General features: G+C 61.6%; 10 protein-coding genes. 9 read left to right on the forward strand and 1 reads right to left on the reverse strand.

What is annotated here, in order from left to right:
- Nucleotides 1-19 precede the first annotated feature (19 nt).
- The 7 genes from HMPREF2743_RS01285 to HMPREF2743_RS01315 are packed head-to-tail and all read left to right on the forward strand — an operon-like array spanning nt 20 to nt 13,124.
- Entirely contained in the window at nt 20-3,685 is a 3,666-nt protein-coding gene (locus HMPREF2743_RS01285) for a tubulin-like doman-containing protein (RefSeq protein WP_070818054.1), read from the forward strand.
- Nucleotides 3,685-6,522: an AAA family ATPase gene (locus tag HMPREF2743_RS01290; protein WP_070744412.1), complete on the forward strand. Its 2,838-nt coding sequence runs from the start codon at nt 3,685-3,687 to the stop codon at nt 6,520-6,522. Before HMPREF2743_RS01285 ends, HMPREF2743_RS01290 begins: the two co-directional genes overlap by 1 nt.
- 23 nt (nt 6,523-6,545) lie before the next feature.
- On the forward strand, nt 6,546-8,936 hold the full coding sequence (locus tag HMPREF2743_RS01295) for a SaeA-related protein (RefSeq protein ID WP_070525194.1): 2,391 nt from the start codon (nt 6,546-6,548) through the stop codon (nt 8,934-8,936).
- A gap of 2 nt (nt 8,937-8,938) precedes the next feature.
- A complete protein-coding gene (locus HMPREF2743_RS01300) occupies nt 8,939-10,642 on the forward strand; it encodes a GAP1-N2 domain-containing protein (RefSeq protein ID WP_070818055.1) in 1,704 nt (567 codons plus the stop codon).
- Between the two features lie 18 nt (nt 10,643-10,660).
- On the forward strand, nt 10,661-11,620 hold the full coding sequence (locus HMPREF2743_RS01305) for a hypothetical protein (RefSeq protein ID WP_070818056.1): 960 nt from the start codon (nt 10,661-10,663) through the stop codon (nt 11,618-11,620).
- Nucleotides 11,620-12,630 (forward strand): TRAFAC clade GTPase domain-containing protein, encoded by a 1,011-nt coding sequence (locus HMPREF2743_RS01310; RefSeq protein ID WP_070525198.1) that lies wholly within the window; start codon nt 11,620-11,622, stop codon nt 12,628-12,630. The genes HMPREF2743_RS01305 and HMPREF2743_RS01310 overlap by 1 nt, the downstream gene beginning before the upstream one ends.
- The gene (locus tag HMPREF2743_RS01315; protein WP_070818057.1) at nt 12,627-13,124 is read left to right on the forward strand and encodes a hypothetical protein; all 498 of its coding nucleotides are present in this window, start codon (nt 12,627-12,629) and stop codon (nt 13,122-13,124) included. The genes HMPREF2743_RS01310 and HMPREF2743_RS01315 overlap by 4 nt, the downstream gene beginning before the upstream one ends.
- Before the next feature lie 25 nt (nt 13,125-13,149).
- On the opposite strand, the gene HMPREF2743_RS01320 is transcribed toward HMPREF2743_RS01315, so the two are convergent.
- A complete protein-coding gene (locus tag HMPREF2743_RS01320) occupies nt 13,150-14,460 on the reverse strand; it encodes a hypothetical protein (RefSeq protein ID WP_070525202.1) in 1,311 nt (436 codons plus the stop codon).
- 58 nt (nt 14,461-14,518) lie between these two features.
- Here HMPREF2743_RS01320 and gluQRS point away from each other — a divergent pair, with 58 nt between their 5' ends.
- Both gluQRS and HMPREF2743_RS01330 read left to right on the forward strand, forming a co-directional pair.
- Nucleotides 14,519-15,460: a tRNA glutamyl-Q(34) synthetase GluQRS gene (gene gluQRS, locus HMPREF2743_RS01325; RefSeq protein ID WP_070525275.1), complete on the forward strand. Its 942-nt coding sequence runs from the start codon at nt 14,519-14,521 to the stop codon at nt 15,458-15,460.
- An 11-nt stretch (nt 15,461-15,471) separates the two neighbouring features.
- Nucleotides 15,472-15,807 carry a hypothetical protein gene (locus HMPREF2743_RS01330; RefSeq protein ID WP_070525204.1) on the forward strand — a complete coding sequence of 112 codons (336 nt, stop codon included), beginning with the start codon at nt 15,472-15,474 and terminating at the stop codon, nt 15,805-15,807.
- Nucleotides 15,808-15,999: the final 192 nt, after the last annotated feature.

Raw genomic sequence — 15,999 nt, forward strand, 5'->3', positions numbered from 1 at the left:
CTTCGAAAGGTAGTTAAAGATGAAGAAGTTCCTCGTCGTCGGTTGCGGTGGCTCCGGCGCCAAGACGCTGGCGTTCATGATGGACCAGCTCAAGGCCGAGCTGCGAAGCATTGACCCGGATATGACCGAGTTGCCCAAGGCCTGGCAGTTCGTCAACATCGATGTGCCGCTCGAAGAGGAAGCGGGCCCGCAGAAGCTGCCGAATGTTACCCAGAACGGCGGCCACTACGTAGGCATTGGTGCCCGCCAGAACTACAACACCTTCGATGAGGGCGTGTCCAGCATCCTGGGCCGTGCCGGCAAGCTCGGTGAGATCGCAACGTGGGCCACCCGCAACCCCTCCACCAACGACGTGAAGCTGGCTGACGGCGCCGGCCAGTACCGCGCAATTGGCCGCATGCTGACCCTTCCGAATCTCAAGAAGATCCGCCAGTCGCTCAAGGAAGCGGTGGATGAGATGTTCACGCAGGAGGCAATCCAGGAGCTCAACCGCCTCAACTACAAGCAGACCAAGTTGGACACCGATACCGGTGATTCCCAGCCGGTTGTTCTCGTTGTCTCATCTATGGCGGGTGGCGCGGGTGCCTCGATGTTCTTGGATGTGTGCCGTGTGCTCACCACTATTCCGAACGTGAACCCGCAGGGCACCCTCATCTTCATGTACACCCCGGAAATCTTCGCCGATAACAAGGCGGATGACATGGCCGGCGCGTGGCCGAACTCGCTGGCTATGTTCGGTGAGGTCGTCGCCGCGCAGATGGGCAACGCCTATGAGCATGACCGCGCTATCTTCGAGGCCTTCGACATGGGCACCCCGCCGGAGGGGCAAACCTTCGGCCGTATTTTCCCCATCGGTTCCAAGATGGGTACTACCAGCGCTCGCTTCGGCGATGGTTCCGCCATGTCCATCTACCGCGGCCTGGGCCGTGCGTTGGCGGGGCTGATGGCTTCCACCAAGGCCAGCGATAACCTCGTGTCCTACGCGCTGACTAACACCCCGGCCGGTGACGGCGGCCGCCGCTTCTTCGGCTGGGATCGCCCAGACGGCACGCCGTGGGGCCGTCTACCGTGGGGCTCGCTGGGCTATGCCCAGGTTTCGATGGGCCGCGACCGTTTTGCCGAATACTCGTCCCAGCGCCTTGCCCGCAGCGCCTTCGAGCGCCTCTTCAACGGGCACCTCGACCCGCAGAACCCCGAGGCCGGTGAGATGCAGATTGCTAAGAAGCTAGAGGAGCGTCTGCCCAACGCCTTTAGCTCTATGACTCTTGATCCTTCCTGGGCGCAGGGCGGACAAATCGATAGCGGCAGCGTCTGGAACTGGCTCAACAGCGTGTTCGGCGGTCAGGCCCAGCAGGCTGCGGACAGCGCTGCGAAGCACCTGCAGAACTTTATTCCGGTGGGCCAGGGTCGCAACGTCAACGAATGGCGTGAAGAGTTTGAGGGCAACATGGCAGATCCTCGCAATGAGCAGGCCATCGCATCGGTTCTGAACAATGCCGCCTATGACATTGTTTACCGCTACGCCAACTTCTTCAGCGATGGTGTCCTCGCCACCGTGGAGTCGGAGCTGGCTGCGGTGGGTGTGCCCTATGTGCGCGAGATGCTCTCCAAGATCACGGATGTGCTCACCAACTCCGACCGCCTCCTGCCGCGCCTGTCTGAGTACTCCGGCTACTACCAAAACACCCGCGTGCTGGCGAAGCCGGAAGGCGCGGATCCTATTCTTAGCCCGCTGACCGGCAAGGGCCAGATGACGGACCCGACTCCTACGGTTAACGCTCTGATGGGCCTGTACTTCAACCAGTTCTACAGCTACGCCCTCATGGCCATTGCTCACCTGCTTAAGGATGTCCTGCAGGACTACGCCGATGAGAACCTCTTCCACCTCAAGCGTGAGTTGGGGGATGCCCACGCGGTGCTGGAGAAGGCCGTGTCGAAGCGCCCGGAGACCAACAAGTTGGCTGACGTCCGCACCGACGAAGTCAACTCGTGGCCGACGGAGCTCGATGAGGTCGTGGAAACCCGTTTCAAGGGTGCCGAGAACGAGATTATGCTGACGGACGTCAATACCTTCATCTCGGATTACCGTGACCAGATGCTGCGTACCATCCAGGGCCAGCAGTCCACCTCAGATGTCACCAACTACGAGCAGGCTTATCCCTTTGCGGTGCGTGCGGTCATCCGCGGTGAATGGGAATCGCTCGATGCGGCCCAGGCACCGAATGACACCCTGGCCCCGCAGAAGCGCACCAACGATGCCTACTCCAACCGTGCTGGCTGGGTGTCCAAGTACCTCTCGCGCCATCCGCAAACTGGTGAATCCCGCGAATCCCAGCGCGCGCACTACCATGCCAAGATCCGCCCGACTGATCTTCTGGAGCGTTCGCGCCAGTGGATTAACCGCCGTGACTATGAGTTCCAAAAGTTCAACTCGGTGGATCTGCGCCGCTACCTCACTCTTACCCCGGACATCAACGAGGTCGAGCACGCAGAGCGCCAGCGCCGCTTCATCGAGGCTTTCCAGCTGGCCCTGAGCTATGCCCGCCCGTTGGCCGCTGTTAACGATGACATGGTGCAGCGCATTCACGGCAAGTCCGTGCAGTACACCTACTCCTTCTCCGATATCCCGTTTGCGGAGCTCGGCTCTGCAGAAACTGGCATTGCCTCCCAGCTGGAGTCGGTGCTCAGCCGCCCGGAGATTGACGGACCTTCCACGGTGGCGCTGCGCAACTCGCTGAACATGTCGGACCATGTCCAGCACATCGAGATCTTCGGTTCCTACCCCAACTACTCGCCGATCGTCTTCTCTTCGATGTTCAATTACATCGCCAAAGACATCGAGAAGCAGGACAATTTCGACGGTTCCTGGTGGTCGGAACGCCGCACCCGCCCGCTGCCGGCAGCCCTGCCGTTGACGAAGACGGAGCGTCAAGCCATGGTGGCAGGCTGGATCATCGGACGCATCACCGGCCGCGTCTACATTTCCAACGCCGATGCAGCCAATGCAGCAGCCCACATTTTTGATGACACGGATGGTGGCGTGAATGGCTGGGTTGATTTCCCGGATCCGCTGCTTATCTCGCCGCGCCGCATGATCAAGAAGTCCGATTGGATGCCTTCGGTTCTGGAGTCCATCTTCATCGCCTACGCGAAGGTGCAGGAAACCGGGCGCTACGGATTCGCTTCCTCGCTCTACCCGTACCAGCTGTTGCGTGGGCTTTTCGACGACGGCCTGGACTTCGCCCACTCCGGTGCGTCCACGCACCCGGTGGTTCACCGCCTCGCGCAGTTCTTGGCATCCGGTGAAGCTCCGAACCGTGGAGTCATGGGTACCTCCATCCAGGACCGCTACGAATCCTTCGTGGAGGAGCTGGATAAGTTCACCCGCGGCGCAGATCACTTTGTGCCGGGCCATACCAACTCCTTGCCGGGACAGGGACGTAAGGAAAAGCCCTTTGCGGAGGTACGCTCCCGCGAGGTCGCATCGCACACGCCGTACTACCGTGACTTGGCGCTGGACGTCATCGAGGTAGTTCCGGTTATCCGCAACTACCTGAACCAGGCTAAGACTGTGGCGGAAAATCCCGTCGCCCAGCCTGCCCCGCAGGTGCGCAGCTCCGATTCCGGCTTTGGCCAGGACGTCGCACCGGAATTCAACCTCAACGACCTGGATGACACCTTCTAATGACGAACGTAATCTTTTTCGGACACGGCGCCACCGCGGATGACATCCGTTCGCGACTTAGCGATTTGCGTGCGGTTGGCCTCCTGCAGGACTTCCTCTGGATTGACTATGCCCACCCCACCAGCGGGGCTGTTGTGCGCTCCTTCACTGAGGAGGGCACGGCGCGCTTGTCGACGCTCGACGATGCCCTCCGCAGCTTCAGCGGGGACGTCCTCCTCGCCACCATTGACCCGATGGATGCGGAACAACCGCAGGACGTCGCCAAGCTCACGGAGTGGGTCGGGGCCGTCGATCAGCGCCTGATTCAAGCCTCCAACCTGCGCGTGCGTTTGCTGCTCTCCGCCCTGCCACGTGAGAGCGTGGACATCGCTCCGCTGCAGGGCTGGAGCAACCTCGTGCTCTCCCCGGAGGAGGGTGGAACCCCGGCTTCTTCGCGTATTCGCCCCATCAAGCGCACCGCAGATGGCTTCGAGCTTGCACAGTTTGCGGCCCCAGCCGTAGCCAGCATCTTCGGTCTGTGGCGCGGCATGCCCGAGCCGGCAGTGCTGGATCCGGATACGCATCGCGTCATTGAGACCGGTGACCGGCAGCGCTTCCGTTTGGTGCGCGCCTTCCACCGCACCATCGATGCCGGTGATATCGAGGACAAGGTCAGGAAGGCCGTCTTCGATCCCGGCCAGCGCTTACCGCAGCCGCAGGTCAATAACATTTCCCGCGCCGTGCACTTCGCCAATCCGGAGCAACTGACGGATCAGTGCGCCCAGATGTTCATCAACCAGGAGATTTCCCCGTTGGTGAGCGCTCCGACCGCCTATGAGGAGCTGCAGTCCCACAAGGTCAGCGGCTGGGCGGCGCTGAAGGATAACTTGCGTTTGTACTGGTCCACCGTGGTGGGCAAGCCGCAAGATTGGGTCGAGGGCCAGCGCGGCGCAATGAACAAGAACGCGGCTACCTTCCTGCAGAAGATGCTCTACGGTGCGGACTCCAGCGTGGAGGTCGTCTTGGCCGGGCACTCCGGCAAGGGCAGCGGCGCGACGAGCGTCGACGAGCTGCGCCAAGCCAGTGAGCACACCATGCGGGTCGCCCGCGAGCAACAGTTCTCCTTGGGCCAGGAGCCGCAGCTCTCGCGCACGTGGGAGGCCTATCACGATTATGCGCTCGGGCTTGTCGACGGATCCTGGCGCGACAGCATCGACACCAAGGGCCTGCGCAATAACCAGGGCAACATGTACATCGTGCAATACGGTGGCCAGTCCGTGCAGGATGTCAGCGCTTCTTTCGAGGGCTTCCATCCGCTCATGACCAGCACGTTGGGCTATACGCACGAGTCCCAGGCAACCGTTGCGCCTTTCGATCCGGTGGGTGCCGAGCGCTTCGCTGCCGATATTGAGTACACCAGCCAGCAGACCCGCAATGAAGCAGTCAGCCGCAAGAAGCACGAGTTTGCTTCGTGGCGAGCAAAGAACAGCACCACTTTCGCGTGGAAGGTGGGCCAGGGCCTCTGGGAGAAGCTGGGGCACGCCCAGCAGAAGTACCGCGACGCGCACGCCAAGGCACGCGAACTGCAAGAGTTGGCCAACAGCTTCCAAGCGCGTGACTTCAATGCGGAGAACAAAGCGCTGACCCGGAAGCTGCGCACGATGTGGATCGTGCTCTTCGTGGTGCTTGCTCTGATGACCTACATGGTGGCCGGCCGCTACAACGCGGACTTGCCGTTGGGTGAGTACCTGCAGTGGTTCGACTGGCCGTGGTACGTCGTGGGTATTATCCTGGCTGTTCTTCTTTTCCTCGTGTGTTCTTGGGCGGTCTTTACCAAGGCCCAGCGCGAGATCTTTGACTACGTGCAGCGCCGCAAGCTGTTGAACCGCAACCAAGAGATCGCCGCGCAGAATCTGGCGACGGCCTCGGCAGAAATCTCGCGTATCTCCAATGCCTATAACCAGTTCTTGAGCTGGTCGGCATTGCTGGGCCGCGCTATCTACGCGCCCTTTGGCCGCAAGGAGACGTCGAGCGATCATCTGCGGACACCGCAGTCGGGTCTTCCGGAGAACGCTCGCATTGCCCAGGCCGTGCTCAACCGCGATGATGCCGTGCGCATGACGGATGAAATCCGCTCCCACATCTTCCAGACGGAGTGGGCGCACCGCTCGCTCAAGTCCCTGCTCGATGACATGAATGACACCTTTGAGCGCAACCGCACTGGCCACTCGGCAGTGGCACTCAATGAGATGTGGGGCATGGCTGGCCTCGGTTCCAGCACTGCGTTGGATAACCTATCGCGCAGCCTTGACCACCCTTATATGCAGGACCGCGACCTCAAGCAACAGGAATGGCAGAAGGTTATTACGGATCCCCGCATGGCCCGCAGCCTGCAGCAATACCTCAGCCGCGTGACCTTCCGTGAGGAAGGCGGCAGCCGCGTTCAGAGTACCGCCGAGTTCCTCGACGGCATGAACCAGGAAAAGGGCGCTCTTCAGGCCTTTAGCCCCAATGCGCTGACCAACGCGGGTGGCGCTGAAGGATATACCGAAATCGACGGCTCCCGCACCCGCATCGTGGAGGTGGACAGCCAGACCGCACTGACCAGTCAGCTCTCACGTTCTGTGACGGTGGTGCAGTACGGAAAGATCACTGATTTCAAGTACTTGATCCCGGATGCGGCGTCTGGTGCTCCGTCCTTTAAGGATTCCTCGGACTTCTCTCTGGATGATCTGGATGACATGGACCACATGGGCTTTAAGTCGCCGGGGCAGAGCACCAGCGAAGCCCCGACCATGCCGCCGACGTTTGGCCAGCCGGAAGCACCGGACCTCTCAGACCTCGACGAAACTTTCTGACGAGACCTTCTTAAGGAACGTTGATGACACACAACCAGAAACCTTCGATTGCGGATGTGCCGCTGAGTGAGCTTAAGTCCCTGCACCAGCTCAAGCGCGTAAACGCCGACGATGTGCGCGCGGCTGTATCAGCGCCGTTTAGGCAGTTCGCCGAGCAGATCGCCGCCGCGTATAACGGCGAAGCGGTGGAGTATCCGGAGATGAGCGCGCAGGCGCGCAATGCTGTGGTGGACCAAGAACGTGCCGAGCAGGAACGCGCGGCACAAGAGAGGGCGGCACAGGAGCGCGCAGAACGCGAGCGCGCCGCACAAGCTGAAGCGCAGGCTCGCCAACGCGAGCAAGCACAGCGTGCCGCTGCAGCCGGCGGTGTAGCGCAGGCAGGCTCTGCGGCTCAACCCCAACCGGTGCCAGCAGCGGCACAGCCGCACGATTTCTTCGCCGAGTGGGAGGCACTGCAGGCTGAGGAAGAGCAAAAGACTCAGGTCAACGAAGATGATTACATCAAAATCCCAGACTTTGGGATTAAGGCGGAGTACCAGTTCCGCCAGGACCCGAACTGGGAAGCCCCTGGCATCGACTTTGAAGTTGAGGTGCCACAAGAGGCGGCGCTGGAGCAGGAATCTCAAGAAGAGCCTGGATACGGCATAGAACCAGAACCGGAGCCGGAGGATTCTGATCAGCGCCATCCGGTGCGCCTGTGGTGGCCGGAGCTGGAGCACGCACCGGATGAGGTGGTGTTCTACCGAGTCGTCGCCGATGACGCAGAGATGGTGGCGTCCCCGGATGCCGGTGACACCCTCGTCTACACCAAGGGAACCGCGTACCGCGAACACGAGCCGGGCGAGACAGGCTTGCGCCACTACGCGGTATGGGCTTATAAGGGCCGCAACCTTCGCGAGCTCGTCAACAGCCAGCCGGTATTCATGGGAGACACGGGCGTGGTCTTCCCGCCGGTGAATGTTCAGGTGTCCACTATCAAGGGAGCCATCCAGGTGTCCTGGGACCTGCTGCCGGGACACTCGAGCGCCATGGTTTATGCCTGCCGCGATAGCGAGAAGGAAAAGCTGTCCCCACGCTTCGAACAAGACGTGGACAGCAGCGGGCGCAAAGCGACTATTCCGGTGCAAGAGACCGGACAGACCGTCGTCATCTCTCTGCTGGGCCAGGCGGAGTTCCACGGCGCTACTGAGCAAAGCCAAGACGAAGTCGCAGTCCAGCGCTCCGTGAAGCTCGCCAGCGAGCTGGAGAAGCTGGAGCTCTCCCGTTGTGAGCGCCGCAGTGAATATGGACAGGACACCATCGAGGTGGATTGGTACTCGCCCAAGACCGGCGAGGTAAAGATTTATCTCACGCCCACCGCTCCGCAGGCGGACCTGCGCACGTCCGCAGTGCCGAAGACCTACGTCGAAAGCGCGCTGTCGAGTGCTATCAGTGAGACCCGCGGTGTGTCCGAACCGGGTTCCTTCCAAACCACCACGGTGCCGTGGCCGCCAGATTGGTACGAGGTGTACATCACCCCAGTGAACTTCAACGATGCTGATGCCTGGGTGGGCGAATCCAAGGTGCTGCAGCGCGTGCAGTCTATTGAGGATGACCAGTTCCGGCTCATTGAGCGCGTGGACAGCCAGCTCATCACCTTCGATTGGCCGAAGGGCGCGACGGCGGTGGAGTACTCCACCAACCGCGAGCACGATCAGATCCGCGAAGAGGACTACGACCTCCAGGGAGGCATCCGCCTGCACCTCGATCAGCACGGCGATACCGTGCGGCTGAAGCCTTACGCGGTCTTCGCGGGCAAGCGCACCGAGGGCAACGAGCGCGTGATCCAGTACGAGGGTCTGCGCCCAGTGACCTATGACTTTGAGGTCGATAACTCCCAAGGCCAAGTCAGGGTGTTCCTCTGGAGTTTGGGCAACGGCGATAAGCGCCAGTTCTCCTGCCAGGTGGTCTACCGTGCTGACCGCCTGCCGCTCTTCCCCGAAGACGGCGAGGCACTCGGCATTGTGGAGACCAACCTGCAGAGCACCACGCACGTGGCTCATGGCTTGGGCCCGATGCGCGGGCAGCACCCAGATTTCACGGTGTCGCTCGGGGAGCGCATTCAGCGCGGCGGCTTCATCCGCCTGTTCGCCGTCGAGGGCTTTGATAGCCAGGTTGATACCTCGTTCGACAGCTTCGGCGGTGATGATGCCTTCAGTGGCTTCGCGGAAAGCTACAGCGATGCTTCCTCGACGCTGAGCGCATCGGATAAAGCTGTGGTGGTAGAAGGCGATGTGTCCTACAGGCTGGGGCTGTACCCACCCGTGCAGAATCAGGCTCCTAACTATGAGGCGCAGTATGAGCAGCAGAACTACGAGCAGCAGAACTACGGGCAGGATTATTCGCAGGATCAGTACTTCCAAGGAGGCCAGTAGTTATGGGCGGCGCCTTTAGCTATGCATCATTTTCCCGTGCCAATGGCCGCGCCGGTGGCTGGGGAGTAGGTCAGAAGGCCGGTGATATCACCCAGGAAGAGCTGGCTGAGCTCGTGTCCTTCGTACCGACCTCTCTCAATAACGGCACGACGATCCCGGATTTCCCCTCTGCCCAGCAGCGCGCGGAACTGGTTCGTCGTACCGCGGTCTTTGCGCTCACCCCTGAGGCGGAAAAGTGGGTCACCATGGTGTCTGTCCCCGCGGGCTTGGATGCGACCGGCCGCGGAGGCAACGTCTTCACCTACACGTCGATTTCGCGCACGGGAACCCCGCCGACACCGGCGACGGTTCTGTTTTCTCCTGACGTCCCAGCGCCTTTTTCCATCTACGAGGTGGACAAGGTACAGATTCCGGAAAAGATCTCAGCGCGCGGACCGTTGCACTCGGACGTGTTGCTAGAAGAGTTTCTGGATGGCGAGTTCCGCTACCCAGAGAAGCTTCCCGCACCGTTCAAGGCGGTAACCCCGAACCCGAATCCGAGCTTCAACCGTGCGCTGGTTTCTGCCATGGCCACGGTGTTGAATTCCCGCAACGGCCTAGTCATTCTCGTGGCCCCGGATAACCAGGCAGCGCTGTGGATTGCTGCCACCGCCCGCGAGGTGGGGGAGGATGGTTTCGGCTTCTCTACTTTCGAAAAGGCCGCCGCCATCAATGAATTCCCGCTGAGCACCTCCACCATGCTCGTGGTGCCGCCGAGCGAGAAGCAGCGTCTCGCGGAGACGGCGATCCCCGGTAATCCAGTCGTGTTCGCTCTCGATGAGGCCCTTCCAGACGTCAGCTCCTATGAAGCAAGTGCCACGGAAGAAGCTGAGTCTGCGGCCCCAGAGCCACAGCAAGAGCAGGCCGAGCAGCGCACAGTTTCGACACCCACAGCAGAGGAGAACGCTGCAACCGATAGCGAACCTGCACAGCGAGACGCGCAGAGCTTCCAAAGCTTTGATGATTCCTGGGGTCAGGACCCAGCTGATTTCGGAGCGCCTGTTGTAGACTCCTCACCTTTTGCGCCCTCGGGCACTGGCCCTGCGGGTATTCCGCCGAATCCCCTCGATGCGCCTGAGTTGAGCACGTCGCAGGAGAACCCCTTTGCCACGAAGGCGGAGGCCGCGCCGTCTGCTGGTGCAGACACCGCGCCGGCAACGGCAGCGGGCGGCAACGCCAACGTTCCTGGGCTCAGCGCCGCGGAGTGGCATAGACTCAAGGAATTCGATCCGCGTTGGTGGATCGAGCACCTAGACGTCAACCGTGGTCGCTCAATCCAGTTGGCCTACCTCGACAAATCATCACTGGGTGAGGGGCTGGACAAGCTGCTGATGTCCGCGATTGTTGCTTCCTGGGTCTTCTACTTCCCGCGGGATTTCAACCTCTTGGCAGAGGATGCCCTGCAGCCCTGGGAGAACCGCGAGCTCGAGCACATCGGATACCTCACCGCTACGCACTTTGCGGGAATCATCGCACTGGATCATTGCGAGCGCTATGCCACGGGGCGCGTCGCCATGTTGCTGGATGGCACGACACAGTTGCTGGCGGAGCGCTCAGCGCCCATGCAGCAGCGACCAGGACCATCGCTTTTTGAACCGAACACAGCATGGCAGCACCGGGGAGCCGCTCCCGGTCACGGTCAAAACACAGGATTCCCTGGAAGGTAAGAGAAGGAGAGAAGCGTCATGGCTAAATACACACTGCGGGACGGAGAGTCCCGCCGCATCGGCTCAGACGGCATCTTGCGCGTCGAAGCCTTCGAGATGGGAACCGGTGGCGCCTCGATGGAGCTGGCGATTTTGGGAGAAGGCGTTGATGCCGTGCGCGTCCACGACCTCTCCATCATGGTGCACTCCCTGCCTGAGCGCGCCACCATCGTCGTACGCCCGAAGCGGAATGGGACCTTCGGCCTGCGCAGCGAGGTCCGCCTGACGGTAAGCAACGCCGGTGATTCGGTGACGTTCCCGCGCGTGCTTATCGACGCCGCCGAGGACTCCGCCGAACGCCTCGCTGAGGTCACGCCGGAATCCGGTAGCTACCGCTTGGAAGCATTCGGCACGACTGAAGGTGCAGGAATTACAGATTCTGCCCGCGAGGTGCGCTCAAAGATGCGCCGCGCGGAGCTGGACGTCGCCGGCCTCGATGATGTCACCGTGGTCGTCGATGGCTCCGCCTCCATGCAGGTCAATGTCACACCGAAGATCGTCGAGGCGACCGCCAAATACATCGATGCGCTCTCTGATGCTTTCCGGCACTTCCGCGCCACTGACGGGCAGGACAGCATCGAGACCCATAAGGTGGATGAGCTGACCCGTTTCATCGCGGGTGTGATTGATAGTGGAGCGGAGCGCGTAGGCCAGCGGCCGTGGCGCTTGCCGACTCTCACTTCCACGTCCTCGCTGGTCATCTACGTCACCGACTCTCCCGTGGCCTCCATGCTGGAGACCCAAGTCCCCACCGTCGTGCTCATCACGAGCGCCATCGGCCGTCAGGAACTGGAGCTCGCGCGCATCAACGGAACCCCGGCTCATGTGGCCTATGCGGTGATCGACGAGGACGTCGTCAAGCAGCTCGAATCCGGCGCGAACACGGAGCTTTCGGAATTGACCGATCGCGTCACCGCCATGCTGAAAGAGAGGAACTAATGAGCCAGGCACGTTGCCCGTGGACCTTTAAACCGCTCGAGGATGGTGTGACGGTGAGCCCGTACACCAACCGGGAGCTGCCGCAGGGATGGACCGACGCCGTGACACATTGCGTGGCCATGGCCGGTGCGCGTAACTCCGGTAAGTCGCTCTACACCGCGGTGATGATTAAGCAGCTCAAGCAGCTGGCACACAAGCACAACCGCTCCGTCCAAGCGGCGGATGAATCCACGCGCGAGCGCTACGCCGAGGTTTATGAGAAGCCGCTCTTTGAAGAGATGCGTGCCATGGACCCCACGCCGAGCGCGGTGGCTACCGACGCCTACCAGCGCGACCCGCTGATTTTTGAGCTCGGCAAGTGGCCTGATGAGCAGGGACACGAGCGCATGAATTACTTGGTCTTCCGTGACGTGGCGGGTGAGGACTTGGAGAATCCTCCGGAGAGCGAAGCCGACCGTGAGAACCTCGCGTTCTTCTCCCACGCGGATTTGGTGATTTTCCTCTTTGACCCGCTGCGTGTGCAGCAGATTCAGGACTTTATCCACGGCCTGATTCCCAATATTGGTGAGCTCGGTGCGGATTCCTTGCGGGTTCTGGACAACCTGCTGGCGCTGCTCGATACGGATACTCCGCCGCCGCTGGCCGTGACCATCTCGAAGTTCGACACGGTGCAGAAACTTGAGCAGGTGGATGACGTGCGCTGGAAGAAGCTCATGGCCAACCGCGGCTCCGCTTTCCGTAGGGATACCGGATGGAACTTCCGCGATTCGGACCGTTGGATGGTCCACCTTGAAGCCGAATCGCTCTTGCGCTTCTTGGGTGCTAATGACCTCATCAACAAGCTCTACTCGGCAGCACCGCGCGACGGTAGCTTCTTCGTGGTCTCCGCGTTGGGGGAGGCCCCGACGGGTCGCCAGTTAGCGCGCAGCGGCATTGCGCCCTACCGCGTTTTGGATCCCATCCGCTGGCTGCTGAGCCGCCGCGGCGTTTTTGCGCAGGATGTGTCATGACCTTCGGCAGCCCACAACCCCCAGGAGCACCACAGCCGGGCTCGCCTGCCGCACCTGCGCCGGACTATCGCTACGGTGCAGTCACCGAATCGGTCCGTCAGACCCGCCGCGCAGCTGATATGAAGGCGCAATGGGCACCGTGGCCGCTGAAGATTGCAGCGGTACTGGAGGTCTTCATCACGAGCTACGCGGTATATAACATCTGCCGGCTCATCGCCTTTGAAAACAGCCCGGCGGCGGTAAGCCGCACGGACCAGCTCTCCACCGAGCTAGGCGTGTTACTCGCCGTACTGGTTCTCTTGGTGTGCGCCCTCACCACCTATGTGCTGCACGCGCAGCAGTCCGCGCGGATTGCGCTGACCGTTATCAGCGCCATCGTGGTGCTGCTCATTCCGGCGAGTTCGGTCATGCCCGCGTCCATTGCATCGGCGGTGGTCATTGTGCTGCTGTGGCTGCCGGCGAACCGGCAGTGGTTCGGCGGCCAAGCGCGATAAGGCTAGGCCCCGTGCATAGCGGGGCTTAGGCCTTCTTGCGCAGCTCCTCGAGCGCGCGGACATTGTTGGCCGCGGCAAAGAGGTTGAACGCAATGTGGTACATCTTGCGCGCGCGGTCTGCTGCGTCGGCGGAAGAGTAGCGATCACCTAAAAGCTCGGCGACCTCCGCCATGGCGTTGTGCTCCGACGGCGTCGTCGCTTCGGAGACAGGGTGCCGGTCCAAGAAGTCGAGCAAAACCTGGGTGGATTTAAACATGTCCTGCGCCTGCACGCGGAGGCTTTCGGAATACAGGACGGTCCACTTGGCAGATACGGGAAGACTCTCGAGCTTCAGCGAATCCACGTAGCGCGAGGCCAGGATGTCATAGGCCTCCTCTGGATCGCTGTGGCGAATGTCGAGGGCCACGGTCTTGAGCAAAGCATGGAGTTCGCCATCGAGGTCTCCGCAGCGTTGGAACTCGCGGGCAGCAGCGGCAAAGCAGGCCACCCGCTGCTCCAAGTCTGAAGAAGAGTGCTGTGCAGCATCGCTATAGAAGCGGGCCAGCATCACTGCGGGGAGCTGCTGGTACTCCTCGTCCGCGCGTGCGTTGGAGAGGATGGTGAAAGATTGCGTAGCCACGCGCTCGCAGTCGGCGGCAGAATTAGATGCCCAAAGCGCGCCCACGGCGGATTCGAGGATGGTGCGGAGGATGTCACCCATCGTGGCCCCTGCGCCGTCGAAATCTCCTCCGGTGACGGCGTCGTTGATAGCCACGAACTCAGCAGCGTGTGTCTTCGCATCACCGCTCTTGGCGGATTCTAGGCGCTCTTGTAGCTCGGCCAGCGATGTGTTGCTTGCGGATCCGGAGGACACCTCCGCGCTGGCGGGAGCGGATTCGGAGAAGTCTTTCTGGCTGGCCGCGGTGCGCGCTGCGGAAATCTCATTCAACGCCGTGTCGTCGCCAGCTGCAGCTGCCTTGGCCGCAAATTTTTCTGCTTCTTCAGTGTTGTTGTTATCCAACCAGGCGCGGGCCACGCGGGTATAGCCGGTAGCCACGAGCGCGGGCTGTCCGGTCAGCGCGCCTAGTGAGGCAATGGTGAGAGAATCGTCGATGTTCTCGATGGTGCCGGCAGCCACGCGAAGGGTTTCGCGGGCCTCCAAGTATTGGGCGGCGGGGAGGGCGTCCTCCACGCTTCCCAGGAACCTGTCATCTGCGAGTACTCGGTTGATCTGCTCATCAATGTGGGCGGATTCATCGGTGGGAAGAGAAAGCCCCGGCGCCTGGGCACGCGCATAGGCGAGCATGCGCTCGGCGTCGGCAGAATCAAGCAGGGGATACGTCGCGTCAGAAGCCATGGGGGAGATTCTAGTAGAGGACTCCGACGCGCGCGGGCCTCCTCGTAGACTCGTGGGCATGGATTCTCTCAGCCCCGCCGGGCGCTATGCCCCGAGCCCGTCCGGCGATCTTCACCTGGGTAACCTGCGCACAGCGTTGCTGGCTTGGCTCTACGCCCGAAGCAGCGGGCGCCGCTTCCTTGTGCGCGTGGAGGATATTGACACGCAGCGCTCCTCCCGGGAGTCGGCGCAGCGTCAGTTAGAGGACCTTGCCGCGCTTGGCTTGGACTGGGATGGGGAGGTCATTTACCAGCAGGATCGCTACGCGGCTTATGAGGCGGCGCTGGCGCAGCTTCCTACCTACGAGTGTTATTGTTCGCGCAAAGATATCCAGGAAGCCTCCCGCGCCCCGCATGCCATCCCCGGGCAGTATCCGGGAACGTGCCGTGCGCTTAGCGACGATGAACGGGCCGCCAAACGCGCTGAACTCGCCGCCCAGAACCGCGTGCCAGCCATACGCTTGCTTGCCGACGTTTCCTCCTTCACCATCCACGACGCCTTCGCGGGCGAGTACACCGGGGAGGTGGATGACTTCATCCTGCGCCGTGGCGGGCAGCCCCCGGCCGACCCGAACCAGGGCATGGACTGGGCCTATAACCTGGCGGTTGTTGTCGACGATGCCTTCCAAGGCGTAGATCAGATCGTGCGCGGCGATGACTTGCTGTCTTCGGCCCCGCGCCAGGCGCACCTCGCGCACCAACTGGGCTATCCGGAGCCGGAGTTCGTCCACGTGCCGCTCGTGCTGAATTCGAACAACGTCCGCCTGTCCAAGCGCGATGGGGCGGTGACTCTCCGCCAGTTACTCGCGGAGCCGGAGCGGGAGGTAAGCGATGTGATCCGCCTACTCGCTCACTCCCTGGGATATGACGCCGAGGGGCTCAAAAGCGCAAAGGATCTGCTCCAGCGCTTTAGTCCCGATAAGCTTTCACGCGAGCCCTTCGTCTGGGATGGAACGGTGTAGAACGGAGCAGCATGGAAGCCTATGAGTACGCCCAGCGGGAAGAGGGCCTGGATTATCTCTACGACTTCTTCGATGAGGACCTGGAGGAGCGCGTACGTGCCGGGCGCGAGCTGCTGCCGGCGGGCATGGAGGACATTCTGGGCGATAGCACCCTGGATGACTACGTGTGGCTGTGGATCAAAGAACCGGGGCCCAACGGGTTCCGTCAGTACCTGCGCGATGGCGGTTACACGGAGCCCGAGGTGGACGAGGCCTTCCTGCTTGCCCGCACCGAATGGGGCATGAACACCCCGCCGCACGTGGAGTGGCTCAAGGAAGATGGCTTCGAGGCTCCCGCGTTCGAGTAGGGGGCGCGCTGCAAAGGAACCAAACTATAGGAACCTTATGCGAAGTAAGGCATGTAATCACCTGGGGTTTTCTGGATTTGGGTCTACAGATGGTTCCTTTGCTTTGGTCCCCTTGCTCAAGGAGCCTTGGTCGGGGCCTAACGCGCCGCATGCACAAGCTTGCGGCCTAAACGACAGGATGTGTTGGTGAGG

Origin of the sequence: Corynebacterium sp. HMSC036D02, assembly GCF_001836165.1 — a bacterium.
GTDB lineage: Bacteria > Actinomycetota > Actinomycetes > Mycobacteriales > Mycobacteriaceae > Corynebacterium.